Genomic DNA, 11,553 nt, shown 5'->3' on the forward strand with positions numbered 1-11,553 from the left:
GCGCGGTTAATGCGCGACGCGGCAGGGTGTCGCCGTGGCCGGGTGCACACCCGGCCGCGACCAATCCGACAGACATCCGGATGCCCCCCCCCCCCCCCCAGAGAAACCCCCCCCCGCATCCGCCAAGGAGATCCCCCCTGATGAACAATGCACGCACGCAGCTCACCTCCGTCCTCGCCCTGGGTGCCGCGCTCGCCATGCCGCTGGCCTTCGCGCAGAGCGCGGTGACCCCGGAGGTGCGCGATGCGCAGGAAGCCGCCACCGAAGCTGCGGCTTCCGCGCAGGCCGACGATGCGCAGGCCAGCGACGCCCAGGACCCGCAGGACGCCGCTGCGCAGCCCGCCCCGCGTCAGCTGGGCTGGGCCGACGTCGACGCGGATGGCAACGGCACGATCTCCCGGGAGGAGTCCGCGGCGCTGCCGGCGCTGGCCGCCGTATTCGCCGAAGCCGATGCCGATGCCGACGGCGAACTCACCGCCGACGAGTACCGCACGCACGCCGCCAAGGCCGGCGGCGAGTAAGCGGAGGGCATGCGGCCGCGTCCCCCCTGGCGACGCGGCCGCGACCAGTGCGTGGCGGAGGCAAAGCCCGCCGCCACGCTTTTGCCGGATAATCGGCCCATGGCCAAGATCAAGATGGTCGGCTTCGACGCCGACGACACCCTCTGGCGCAGCCAGGACTATTTCGACCGCGCGCAGGACGACTTCGAAGCCATCATCGCCGGCTACGTCAACGGTGACGCCCGGACCAGCGAGCGCCTGTACGCGGTGGAAAAGGCCAATCTCGCAGTGTTCGGCTACGGCGTGAAGGGCATGGCCCTGTCGATGATCGAGACCGCGATCGACATCACCGAAGGCCGCATCAGCGCCACCGACCTGCACCGCATCGTCGCGCTGGCCAAGGACCTGCTGCGCCACCCGGTGGAACTCTTGCCGGGCGTTCGCGACGCCGTCGAGGCGGTGGCGTCCACGCTGCCCGTCGTGCTGATCACCAAGGGCGACCTGTTCCACCAGGAAGCGAAGGTGCGCGACTCCGGCATGTCGGCCCTGTTCCGGCGCATCGAGATCGTGAGCGAGAAGGACGTGCCGACCTACCGCCGGCTGCTGGAGGAGTTCGCGATCGCGCCCGCGGAGTTCGTGATGGTCGGCAACTCGCTGCGCTCCGACATCGCACCCGTGCTGGAACTCGGCGGCTGGGGCCTGCACCTGCCCTACCACCTGACCTGGGTGCACGAGCGCGAGGCCGAGGTCCCGGAGGCGCACGCCGCGCGCCTGCGCAAGCTAGGCTCCGCCGGCGAGCTGCCGGACGCACTGCGCCGGATCCTCGCCGACTGAGCGGCGCCATCCGTCCCGGCGGCGGGGTGCGGAAGTCCGGCGCAGCGGGTCCCTGCGCGCTGCGGCACAATCAGCGCATGCCACGCGCCCACGCCTCCGTCCTCGCGCTGCTGCTGGTCGCCCTGTCGGCCGGCTGCACGCGCGGCGACCACGCCGCCGGCAACGCCGGCCTGCCCGGCCTGGACGCGGGGCAGGATGTGGTGGAGTGGCGTGGCAGCCTGCCCTGCGCGGACTGCGAAGCCATCGACACCCGGCTGGTCCTGGAGCGCCGTGGAGGCGAGCAGGTGTACGAGCTGGTCGAGGTGTACGTGGCCCTTGATGGCAGCGTCAGCTTCGAGGAAACCGGCGAATGGCGGATCGACCAGTCGACGCTGAGCCTGGAGCCGCGCACCGGCGGGCTGCGTCGCTATGCCCTGGTGCACGGCGGCGTGCTGCAGGTGCGCGACCTGCGTGGCCGCGTCTTCCCCGGGCGCGAACACGATCTCCTGCTGCCCGCCGGCCGCCAGCCTTGACCGAGGACACGAACGTGAACACGCATCGCCCGTCGATACCGATTGCCTGCCTCCCGGCCCTGCTGTGGGCGGGCCTGGCCCTGGCCCAGGATCCCGCCCCCGCGCAGGATGCCGCCGCGACGCGCGCCGATGCGGCCGTCGAGGATGCGGCACCGGCGGCGGACGCCGCGCCGGCCTGGGCGCCGCGCACCGGCGATACCGCGGTCGACGCGCTGCTCGCCGACATCAACATCTACGCGGCGCGCTACCCGGATGCCTTCACCGACGAGCTGGTGCGCTATTTCGACGCGCCGCGGCCGCTGATCGAAGAGTTGCTGGGCAAGGGGCGCGCGGCGGGCGACCTGTACTACGCCTGCGCCCTGGCCCGCGTATCGGGCCGGCCGTGCCGGGGCGTGCTGGACGCCTGGCAGGCCGGTGGCGGCGCGGGCTGGGAGGCGGTCGCGCGCCGGTTCGGCATCGAGCCCGGCGACGCGCGCGCGAAGCGGCTGCGCGACGGGATCGCCGTCAGCTACGCCCACTGGGGACGGCCGCTGCCCGGCGCCGGCTGAACGCCGCGCCCGCCCACGGCTTGACCTTGCCATGATGGGAAGGAACACATCCGGGCCGCGACCGCATCGGGCGTGTCGGCGAAGATGATCCGCTACTACGAACAGGTGGGGCGGGTGCCCGAAGCGGGACGCAGCCAAGGCGGCTACCGGGTCTACGGCGCGGCGGACGTGCACCGGCTGCGCTTCATCCGCCGCGCGCGCGACCTCGGGTTCCAGGTGCCGGAGATCGTCGACCTGCTCGGCGACGAATGCGCCAGGCCGCGCGGCCTGACGCATTTCAGTCGTCGTTCGCGGCCGCTTCGGCCATCGCGCGCCAGCGCGGGAGGCGGTCGAGCTGCCCGACCGACCGCAGGTAGGCTTCGTCGACCTCGCGACCGTTGACCAGCGCGGCGGCCACGTGCACCGCGCCCGTGACCCAGAAGCTGCCGCCCGAGAGGGCCGGCCGGTCGTGGAAAGCCACCGCTTCCACGATGGGTGCCGGCAGGCCCCACAGTCCCAGCAAATAGGCGCCCGTGGTGCTGTAGGGCGCGTCGCCGGTATCCAGCGGCGGCAGCAGCAGCCCCACTTCCGCCAGCAGCCCGGCGGTCCCCGCGAGCTCGGCGCTGGAGCCGGCAAGCAGCTCCCGGGCAAGCCGGGACGTGCGCAGTGCGCGGTCGCGCAGCGCTTCGCTCTCGGGGCCTGCGGAAAACACCTCGCTGGCAAGCACGAGCCGGCGCAGCGTGTTTCGGCCGAGGCGGATGATCGCCGTGCGCAGGTCGCTGATCTCGCGGCCGCCGGAGTAGTACGCGGAGTTGGACAGCCGCAGCACGCGCGCAGCGGACGTGGGGTCCTGCGAGACCACCTCGGCAATGCGGACGACGCTGCTGTCGGGGTCGCGCAGCAGTTCCGTCAGCGCGAAATACTGGCGCGGCGCCGCAGGCAGGTTGCCCACGCGCGCGATCGCCTGCTTGAGGGCCGGGTCTTCCAGCAGCGCATGCAGGGCGGTGACGCCCTCGATCGCCTCGACCAGCGCGAGGGCGTCGAGCGGGCCCGGAAGTACGCGGTGGCTCACTTCCAGGGCCGCGAGCACGTCGTCGCCGCTGTCCTCGTCCACCAGCAGGATGCGCATGGCATCCGGCATGTCCGCGCGCAGCCGGGCGAGGAATGCCAGCGCATTGAAGTCGCCGGCGTGCGCGGCGCAGACGACGACGTCGGCCGCGAGCCCGCTCGCGGAGGCGGCTTCGGCGGGATCCATGCGCGCGAGTTCCCATCCGGGTGCGATGTCGGCAAGCTCGCGGGCCGCCGTTCCGGCCTGCACGTCCTCGCCGCCCACCACCAGGATCCGCAGGGCGTCGTCCTGCTGCGTCATTGGCGCATTCCACGTTCCATCACGCCGGCTAGTATGCCCTCCCGCCCGCGTGGCGTCAGTCGTCGCGGGGCAGCGGCAACACGGCCTGGACGATCGTTCCGCCGCCGGGGCGCGGCAGGACCGCGAGCCGGCCGCCAAGCTGCGTGGCGCGTTCGCGCATGGTGAGGAGGCCGAGCCCGCCGGGACGATCCGGGTCGATGCCGTCGCCGTCGTCGGAGACGCGCAACACCAGTACGTCCCCGTCGGCATCGTCATCGATCTCGACCTCGATCGCGATGCGGGTCGCGTTGGCGTGGCGCGCGACGTTGGTCAGGGCTTCCTGCGCTATGCGGAAGCACGCAAGCTCCACCGCGTCGGGGAGCCGGCGCTCCATGGGCGCCAGTTCCAGCCGGATATCCAGCCCGGAATTGCGCGACATCAGCGCCACCTGTCCGCGAAGCGCCGCCTCCAGGCCCAGCGAATCCAGCTGCGGCGGCCGCATCAACAGCGACAGGTTGCGCAGCTTGAGCACCGTCTGGTCGGCGATCGCGGTGATCTCGTCGAGGATCTCGCGGCGCGCGGCCGGGTCGCCACCCACCGATTCCTCGCCCAGCGAGCCCGCGGCCAGACTGATGGCGGTGATCGACTGGCCGATGTCGTCGTGCAGCTCGCGCGACAGCGTGCGGCGCTCGTCCTCCTGCACCGTGAGCAGGCGTTGCGCGACCGCCTGCAGTTCCTCGCGAAGGCGGCGCTGCTCCTGCAGGCTCTGGTTCACCTCCTCGTACGACGCGCGCGCGCGCGCCGCGAGGGCGTTCATGGCCTCGGCGAGCGGCAGCAGTTCACGCGGCACGTCCGCGGGCGCGATCCGCGCCGATCCGCTGCCGAGTGCGAATGTCTGCATGCGTCCCAGCAGCCGCTGCACGCTGCCGCCCAGGCGGCGCATCTTGAACAGGACCACCACGATCACGCCGGCCAGGACCAGCGCCAGCAGTCCCAGCATCGCGAGCGCGGTTCGCCGCACCTCGGCCTCGACGTTGGCGCTGGGCTGCAGCAGGACGAGCTGCCAGCCGTTCCCGAGCACGACCGGGCGCGCGAACGCGTCGCTGCCATCGCGCAGGACGCCGCGGAGCAGGTGCACGCCGTCGCCGTCGCGCGCAAGGCCAGCGAGCCCATGTGTGTCGCCGGGGCTTGCGAGCGCATCCATCGGCCGCTGGGGCATCCCGGCGCTGGCCTGGACCACCGAATGCGCACGGTCCAGGACCAGCAGCTCGAATCCCTGTTCTTCCAGGTCCGCCGCGCGCAGTTCGAGCGATCCGATGGGGATCGAGCCCTCCAGCACGCCGGCGAATGCACCGTCGACGAGCAGCGGCACCGAGGCCGCGACCAGGATGTCGTCGCCAAGCCCGCGCCCCTGGAACACGCCCGATACATGTGCAGCGCCGGTGCGGCGGGGCTCCAGGAAGTATTCGCGGTCCGCGACCACGGCCGGGCCGTTCCGCGCCGGCAGCGAGGGTTCGCTGGCGACCACCACGCCATCGGCATCGGTGACCAGCAGGGTCCGGAAGGCGGGGTAGTGCAGGTGGATGCGGGCAAGGTCCGCGCGCCACTGCGCGAGGTCGGGCACCGTGCGCTCGCTGTTGCGGCGGTCGGCGAGCACCCGCATCACCGCCAGGTTCACCTTCAGGAAGGCGTCGAGATCGTCGGCGGTCGACGTGGCGGCCGCGGTGAGCCTGCTTTCGGCCTGCGCGCGGACGGACATCGAGGTTTGCCACAACAGCACGCCCGCCAGGGCCAGCACCGGCAACACCACCGCGAGCAGCAGCAGGCGCGCGAACTCGCGCAGCAGGGTCCAACCGGAGCGGGAAGTCGTTGCGGGCGTCACGTCGGGGGACATGCAGGCACGCTACCGGGAGCGGCGCGGTGGCCGCAAGCCGCCGCGCGCGCGCCCGGTGTTCAGAACAGCTCGACGCTGCCTGCGTCCATCGACTGCTGGGTCACGGGCTTGTGCGGCGGGCGTTCCCACTCGCCGCGCATCTGGGCGATGCGCTGCGAAATCTGCGCCAGCGCCTTGCGTAGTTCGCTGCCCATGTGGCCGCCACTGCGGTGCAGCAGGTCCTGCAGCACCGTGGCCTCGCGATTGATCGCGGCAAGGCGGTCGAGGTGCACGTTGGCCGCGCCCAGCGCCTGGGTGGCGATGTCTTCGAACTGGAGCGAGCGCACCGCTTCCGCGACCGAGCCATCGATCGCCCTGCTGCATTCGGCGATCTCGCGCATGCCGCTGCCGAGGCCGCGGTTGATGCCGTCCACGCGCTCCAGCATCGCCGCGGCCTCGATGCGCGCCAGCCGGCTGCGGTCGAGGTCGCGCGACGCCATCGTGCTGACGGTGTCGCGGACGCGCGCGATCGAATCCTTGGAGCTGTGCGCGAGCTTGCGGATCTGCTCGTTGAACGCGGTGGATCGCTCGGACAGGTTGCGCACCTCGTCGGCGACCACCGCGAAGCCGCGGCCCGCCTCGCCGGCGCGCGCGGCCTCGATCGCGGCGTTGAGCGCAAGCAGGTTGGTCTGGTCGGCGATCGACTTGACGTCCTCGAGCAGCGAGAAGATGCCGTCCAGGTGCTCGGCCATGGCGTCTATGTGGGTGACCGTGGCGCCACTCTGGCTGCTGACGGCTTCGAGCGCCTCGACCAGCTGCTCCATCTGCTGGCTGGCCTGCACGGCGAAGCGATGGACGTCGGAGCCGTTGCCATCGCCATCACCATCGGCACGGCGATCGATGATGCGCGTGGCCACCTCGTTCTGCTGCCGCGACTTGCGGTTGACCGCCTCGAAGCTGCCGCCGAGCTTGGCGACCGAGTCCCGGATCAGTTCCCGGGTGCGCTCGATCTCGTCGCGCGAACCCTGCACCTCGGCGCCGATGAACGTGCGCAGCTCCTGGAGGACGCGCTCCTGGTCGCGGAGAAGCAGGCTGTCGCCGCCGCCCGGGCGCAGCACGGTCCATGCAAAACCAAGCCAGGCGAGGATCATCGCCACCACCGCGCCCCACTGCACGGGCGGCGCGAGGTCGAGTGCGAGCGACAGCACCAGCACCAGGGTAAGCACCAGAGGCGCAGCCAGGCGGATCAATACGCGCGAATCCATTGTTCAGTTCCGTATGTGGCGTGGGCGTCTCCCGGGTTAACGGCCGCGACCGCGTCCGCTTTAACCGTCGCGCGCCCAGGCGAGCAAACGGTGAGCCACGTCGCACAGCGGCGCGACGTCGTCCACGGCGCCCTGCGCCACGGCGGCGCCCGGCATGCCCCAGACCACGCTGCTGGCCTCGTCCTGCGCGATGGTGCGCCCGCCGGCGCGACGCAGGGCCAGCATCCCGGCCGCGCCGTCGTCGCCCATGCCCGTCAGCAGCGCGGCGCAGGCATTGCGGCCCGCATGCGCGGCAACCGATTCGAGCAGCACGTCCACGCTTGGCCGGTGCCTGCGCACCGGGTCGTCGTCGCCCAGGTGGCAGGTCCAGCGCGCGCCGCTGCGGACCACGCGCAGGTGGCGCCCGCCGGGTGCAAGGTAGGCGTGGCCGGCGAGCAGCGGCTGCTGGTCCGCGGCCTCGACCACCGTCATCCGGCTGTGGCGGTCGAGGCGCTCGGCGAACGCCCGGCTGAACGCGGCCGGGATGTGCTGCACGATCACCGTTGCCGGGGCGTTCGCGGGCATCCCCGCCAGGACCTCTCGGATGGCCTCGGTGCCTCCTGTCGAGGCGCCGATCGCGAGCAGCCGGGCGGTGGTCCGGTAGCCGATGGGGCCTGCGTAGGCCGCGGCGGGCGCGGGCGCGGTCCTGGCCACGCGGGCGTGGGCGGCGTGCCTGACCTTCTCCACGAGCACGGCCGCGTAGTCGGCCAGGCCGCGGGCGACGTCGATCTTCGGCTTGGCGATGAAGTCCACCGCGCCCAGCGCAAGTGCGTCCAGCGTCACCTGCGCGCCGGCCGCGGTCAGCGACGACACCATCAGCACCGGCATCGGCCGCAGCCGCATCAGGTTGCGCAGGAAGGTCAGCCCGTCCATGCGCGGCATCTCCACGTCGAGGGTCAGCACGTCCGGCGAAAGCCGCCTGATCTTTTCGCGCGCGATGTAGGGATCGGACGCGGTTCCGACCACCTCGATGCCGGGATCCGCACCCAGCAGCTCGGACATGAGCGCGCGCACGAGCGCCGAATCGTCGACCACGAGCACGCGGACGGGCCGGCGCGCAGCCATGTCAGAACAGCTCCACCGTGCCCGACGAAGGCGCGCGCGCCAGGCGGCCGTACAGCGCGCGCTCCGCGTCCACCACGTCGTCGCGCGTGGCCGGGAGCCGCCTGACGAAGCTGCGCCCGGTCTGGACGAAGAACGCGACCTTGCGCGCCTGGTTGTCGCCAAGGTCGCTGGCGAGCACCGGGATCTTCTCGGCGCGCAGGTAGTCGAGCACGAAGTCGGCGTTGCGGGTGCCGATGGGGTCGCTGTGGAAGCCGCTCAGCACGTTCCCGCCGCCGAAGACCTTGGCCTGCAGGCGCTGGCGCCGCGCACCGCGCTTGAGCATGTCGTTGATCAGCAGCTCCATCGCGTTGACGCCGTAACGTGCGGAGCTGGCGTCATTGGCGTCGCCGCCGGGGAGCATGAAGTGGTTCATGCCGCCAAGGCCCTGCAGGGGGTCGTGCAGGCAGGCGGCCACGCAGGAGCCCAGCAGGGTCACCAGCGCGAGAGGCTGGTCGGTGACCCGGTAGTCGGCGGGAAGCAGCCGGATGGCCCGCGTCCGCAGCGCCGCGTCGAAGTAGCCTTCCTGCGCCCGCAGGGCGGCGGCGTTCATGCGCCACCGCTGCCGGCGGCGCGGTAGACCGTGCGCCCGCAGGGCAAGACCAGGTCGGCGGCATGGTTGAAGCTTTCTGAATGCCCGGCGTAGAGCCGCCCGTCGGCCGACAGCAGCGGCGCGATGCGCTCCAGCACCCCGTACTGCGTGGGCTTGTCGAAGTAGATCATCACGTTGCGGCAGAACACGGCGACGTAGGCGCCGCGCCCGAGGCCATGGTCGGCGTCGAGCAGGTTCAGTGCGCGGAACTCCACCAGCGCGCGCAGCTCGGGGCGTACCCGGCACAGGCCGGCGTTGGCGCCCGCGCCGCGCTGGAAGAACCGGCGCCTGCGCGCGGGCTCGATGCCGTCGATGCGTTCGATCGGGTACTCGCCGCGGGCGGCGGTCGCGAGGACGCTCGTGTCGATGTCGGTGGCGAGTATGCGCACCGGTGGCGCCAGCGTGTCGAAGGCCTCGCAGGCGGTGATGGCGAGCGAGTACGGCTCCTCGCCGGTGGACGCGGCGCAGCACCAGACCTGCAGCGGCCCGCTGCCGCGCGGCGCGGAGCGCAACTGGGCGGCCAGCAGCGGGAAGTGATGGGCCTCGCGGAAGAACGAGGTCAGGTTGGTGGTCAGCGCATTGATGAAGTGCTGTCCCTCGCCGTCGTCGCCCGCGTCGACGACGTCGAGGTAGTCGCCGAAGCGTTCGATGCCGCACGCGCGCAGGCGGCGGGCAAGGCGGCTGTAGACCATGTCGCGCTTGTGCGCGCTCAGGCTGATGCCGGCGCGGTCGTGGATCATCCGGCAGACCCGGCGGAAGTCGTGGTCGTCGAATGCGAAGGGACGCGCTTCGGCCGCGTGCGCATGGCCTGCCGCCACCTCAGCCATGGTTGCCGGCCTCCGCCGCGAGCCACGCGTCGAACAGCCGCGGCGCGAGCGCCTCCGAGTACAGGAAGCCCTGCACCTCCTGGCAGCCGAACTCCCGCAGCAGTGCCGCCTGGTCGTCCGTCTCCACGCCTTCGGCGATCACGTGCATGTCGAAGTTCTTCGCGATCAGCGCGATCGAGCGGACGATCGCCTTGTCACCGCGGCTCCCGGCCAGGTCGCGCACGAAGGAGCGGTCGATCTTGACGCGGTCGACCGGCAGCCGGTGCAGCATCGACAGCGATGCATGGCCGGTCCCGAAATCGTCGTAGGACACTCGGACACCGCGGCTGCGCAGCCGCAGCAGGGTCTTCTCGGCAACGCCGTCGTCGCGTAGCGCGATCGTCTCGGTCAGCTCGATCTCCAGGCGGGTCGGATGCAGCCCGCTGGCGGCAAGCGCATGGTCGACCTTGTCGACCAGCGCGTCGTCGTCGAACTGCGACGGGAACAGGTTCACCCCGACCTTCAGCGGACGGTCGCCCGGAGCGGCCCAGCCGGCGGCGTCGTGGCAGGCCTGCTCCAGCACCCACGTCCCCACGGCCGATGCGATGGTGCTGCGGGCCAGGGCGTCGATGAAGGCGGCCGGCAGCAGCAGCCCGCGCTCCGGGTGTCGCCAGCGCAGCAGGGCCTCCGCGCCCGCGGGACGCCCGCTGGCGAGGTCGATCTGTGGCTGGTAGTGCAGTTCGAACTCGCTGTCGCGGAACGCCCGGCGCAGCTCGAGGTCCAGGTGGCGGCGATTGATGGCTTCCTCGCGCATGGATGGCGAGAACCGGCGCAGCTGCAGGCTGCCACCACGCTTGGCGTGGCGCATCGCGAGCGCGGCGCGCGCGGGCAGGCCGATGCTGTCGCGGTCGTCCCGGGGGCTGGCGATGGCCTCGCCCGGCAGGTCGAAGGCCAGCCCGATACAGGCCTCGACGTGCACGCGCTGGTGCTCGATCTCGCAGGGTCGCGACACCTCGCGCATCAGTTCCAGGAGATCCGGTTCGATGTCGGCCCCGGCCTCGGCGGGGAAGACGATCGCGAACTCGTCGCCGCTGAAGCGTGCCAGGTGGGCGGTGGCCGGAAGCCAGGCCATCGCCCTGCACGCCACCACCTGCAGCACCGTGTCGCCGATGACGTGGCCCAGCGCTTCGTTGACGGCGCGGAAGTTGTCGAGCCCCATCAGCGCCAGGCCGAGGCGGACGCCGCGCGCGCGCAGCCCGTCGATGGTCGCGAACAGGGTCTCGCGGTTGGGCAGCCCGGTCAGCGCATCGCAGCGGTCGGAGGCCGTCGCGTACCAGGCATCGGGGCCGGTGCGCTCCATGGCGTGCCCGGCCAGGTCGGCGAGCGAGCGCATGCGCGAGGTTTCAATCGCGCCGGCCCCCGGGTGGAGGCGGTGGTCGCCCGCGCCGAGGACGCCGATCAGCTCGCCCTGGGGGCCGGTCAGCCGGGTCGCGATGAAGAAGCGGATGCCCGGTGGGCCCGCGACCAGGGTGTCGCCGGCCAGGCGTGGATCGACCGAGGCGTCGGGCACGACGGTGGCCGCGCGCCCACCGAGCGCGGACGCAAGCAGGGTGTCGGCTGCGGCCGGTACCGACGGCAGGCCGTGCGTGGCCGCGAGGAGCAGGTCCTGTCCGTGTGCGATCCAGAGCATCGCGTAGGGGCAGTCGAGCAGGTCGCCGGCAACGGCAAGGAGCGCGCCGCCGCCATCCACCCGGTCATCGGCCAGCGCGGCGGCTGGTTCCTGCGGCATCGGGTCCGGGGCGCGCGTGGCGCCACGCGGCCGGGGGCCCGGGTCGCAGCCGGTGGCAAGGGGTGTCATGGACAGCTGTTCCGGAATCACGGGCACGCGCTCTGTACGTACGGGTCGGGTCAGGCCACGCCGCGGATCGCGGCGTTCCGGTCCGCCGTTGGCACGGGACGTTCGACAACCAGGTGGTAGGCCATCACGGCCAGCACGGCGAGGAGGCCGGCCAGGGTCACGAGGCCGAGGCACCGGGAGGCGCTGTCGCGCGGGGAGGGGGTGGTCATGGCGGCTCGGCGGATGGCGTTGCCGGGGTTATCGGCCGGCGCCGGGGAAAGTGTTGCAGTCCGGAGTGGTCCGACACGACGCGCGTGGG

General features: G+C 72.2%; 13 protein-coding genes. 5 read left to right on the forward strand and 8 right to left on the reverse strand.

All coding sequences use genetic code 11. The features are described 5' to 3' along the window. Positions 1–140 precede the first annotated feature (140 nt). The 5 genes from WCE39_RS10230 to WCE39_RS10250 all read left to right on the forward strand — a co-directional run bounded on the left by WCE39_RS10230 (position 141) and on the right by WCE39_RS10250 (position 2,775). Positions 141–521, forward strand: a complete 381-nt coding sequence (locus WCE39_RS10230) for an EF-hand domain-containing protein (RefSeq protein WP_343276586.1) — start codon at positions 141–143, stop codon at positions 519–521. A 99-nt stretch (positions 522–620) separates the two neighbouring features. Then, positions 621–1,334, forward strand: coding sequence for an HAD family hydrolase (locus WCE39_RS10235; protein ID WP_343276587.1), 714 nt, complete (start codon positions 621–623; stop codon positions 1,332–1,334). Between the two features lie 77 nt (positions 1,335–1,411). Further along, a complete protein-coding gene (locus WCE39_RS10240; RefSeq protein ID WP_343276588.1) occupies positions 1,412–1,846 on the forward strand; it encodes a copper resistance protein NlpE N-terminal domain-containing protein in 435 nt (144 codons plus the stop codon). Positions 1,847–1,860: 14 nt separating this feature from the next. Beyond that, complete coding sequence (locus WCE39_RS10245) at positions 1,861–2,394, forward strand: hypothetical protein (RefSeq protein ID WP_343276589.1); 534 nt, start codon at positions 1,861–1,863, stop codon at positions 2,392–2,394. Positions 2,395–2,442: 48 nt separating this feature from the next. Continuing rightward, on the forward strand, positions 2,443–2,775 hold the full coding sequence (locus WCE39_RS10250; RefSeq protein ID WP_343276968.1) for a MerR family transcriptional regulator: 333 nt from the start codon (positions 2,443–2,445) through the stop codon (positions 2,773–2,775). Here the strand turns inward: WCE39_RS10250 and WCE39_RS10255 are convergent. Genes WCE39_RS10255 through WCE39_RS10290 form a run of 8 tightly spaced genes read right to left on the reverse strand, consistent with a single transcriptional unit; the run spans position 2,672 to position 11,464 of the window. Further along, positions 2,672–3,742, reverse strand: a complete 1,071-nt coding sequence (locus WCE39_RS10255; RefSeq protein WP_343276590.1) for an HDOD domain-containing protein — start codon at positions 3,740–3,742, stop codon at positions 2,672–2,674. The genes WCE39_RS10250 and WCE39_RS10255 overlap by 104 nt on opposite strands. Before the next feature lie 55 nt (positions 3,743–3,797). Further along, positions 3,798–5,615: an ATP-binding protein gene (locus WCE39_RS10260; protein ID WP_343276591.1), complete on the reverse strand. Its 1,818-nt coding sequence runs from the start codon at positions 5,613–5,615 to the stop codon at positions 3,798–3,800. A 59-nt stretch (positions 5,616–5,674) separates the two neighbouring features. Continuing rightward, on the reverse strand, positions 5,675–6,859 hold the full coding sequence (locus WCE39_RS10265) for a methyl-accepting chemotaxis protein (protein ID WP_343276592.1): 1,185 nt from the start codon (positions 6,857–6,859) through the stop codon (positions 5,675–5,677). Positions 6,860–6,919: 60 nt separating this feature from the next. Beyond that, on the reverse strand, positions 6,920–7,963 hold the full coding sequence (locus WCE39_RS10270; RefSeq protein ID WP_343276593.1) for a protein-glutamate methylesterase/protein-glutamine glutaminase: 1,044 nt from the start codon (positions 7,961–7,963) through the stop codon (positions 6,920–6,922). A gap of 1 nt (position 7,964) precedes the next feature. Beyond that, complete coding sequence (gene cheD, locus WCE39_RS10275; protein ID WP_343276594.1) at positions 7,965–8,552, reverse strand: chemoreceptor glutamine deamidase CheD; 588 nt, start codon at positions 8,550–8,552, stop codon at positions 7,965–7,967. Continuing rightward, entirely contained in the window at positions 8,549–9,418 is an 870-nt protein-coding gene (locus WCE39_RS10280; protein WP_343276595.1) for a CheR family methyltransferase, read from the reverse strand. Before WCE39_RS10280 ends, cheD begins: the two co-directional genes overlap by 4 nt. Next, positions 9,411–11,255, reverse strand: coding sequence for a putative bifunctional diguanylate cyclase/phosphodiesterase (locus WCE39_RS10285; RefSeq protein WP_343276596.1), 1,845 nt, complete (start codon positions 11,253–11,255; stop codon positions 9,411–9,413). The genes WCE39_RS10280 and WCE39_RS10285 overlap by 8 nt, the downstream gene beginning before the upstream one ends. Before the next feature lie 50 nt (positions 11,256–11,305). Then, positions 11,306–11,464 (reverse strand): hypothetical protein, encoded by a 159-nt coding sequence (locus WCE39_RS10290; protein ID WP_343276597.1) that lies wholly within the window; start codon positions 11,462–11,464, stop codon positions 11,306–11,308. Positions 11,465–11,553 lie beyond the last annotated feature (89 nt).

Source organism: Luteimonas yanweni (genome assembly GCF_039548475.1).
GTDB lineage: Bacteria > Pseudomonadota > Gammaproteobacteria > Xanthomonadales > Xanthomonadaceae > Luteimonas.

What these genes read in the sequence shown, in the direction of transcription:
- WCE39_RS10230 (WP_343276586.1), top strand. Translation starts at nt 141, where the DNA reads ATGAACAATGCACGCACGCAGCTCACCTCCGTCCTCGCCCTGGGTGCC.
- WCE39_RS10235 (WP_343276587.1), top strand. Translation starts at nt 621, where the DNA reads ATGGCCAAGATCAAGATGGTCGGCTTCGACGCCGACGACACCCTCTGG.
- WCE39_RS10240 (WP_343276588.1), top strand. Translation starts at nt 1,412, where the DNA reads ATGCCACGCGCCCACGCCTCCGTCCTCGCGCTGCTGCTGGTCGCCCTG.
- WCE39_RS10255 (WP_343276590.1), bottom strand. Translation starts at nt 3,742, where the DNA reads ATGACGCAGCAGGACGACGCCCTGCGGATCCTGGTGGTGGGCGGCGAG.
- WCE39_RS10260 (WP_343276591.1), bottom strand. Translation starts at nt 5,615, where the DNA reads ATGTCCCCCGACGTGACGCCCGCAACGACTTCCCGCTCCGGTTGGACC.
- WCE39_RS10265 (WP_343276592.1), bottom strand. Translation starts at nt 6,859, where the DNA reads ATGGATTCGCGCGTATTGATCCGCCTGGCTGCGCCTCTGGTGCTTACC.
- WCE39_RS10270 (WP_343276593.1), bottom strand. Translation starts at nt 7,963, where the DNA reads ATGGCTGCGCGCCGGCCCGTCCGCGTGCTCGTGGTCGACGATTCGGCG.
- cheD (WP_343276594.1), bottom strand. Translation starts at nt 8,552, where the DNA reads ATGAACGCCGCCGCCCTGCGGGCGCAGGAAGGCTACTTCGACGCGGCG.
- WCE39_RS10280 (WP_343276595.1), bottom strand. Translation starts at nt 9,418, where the DNA reads ATGGCTGAGGTGGCGGCAGGCCATGCGCACGCGGCCGAAGCGCGTCCC.
- WCE39_RS10285 (WP_343276596.1), bottom strand. Translation starts at nt 11,255, where the DNA reads ATGACACCCCTTGCCACCGGCTGCGACCCGGGCCCCCGGCCGCGTGGC.
- WCE39_RS10290 (WP_343276597.1), bottom strand. Translation starts at nt 11,464, where the DNA reads ATGACCACCCCCTCCCCGCGCGACAGCGCCTCCCGGTGCCTCGGCCTC.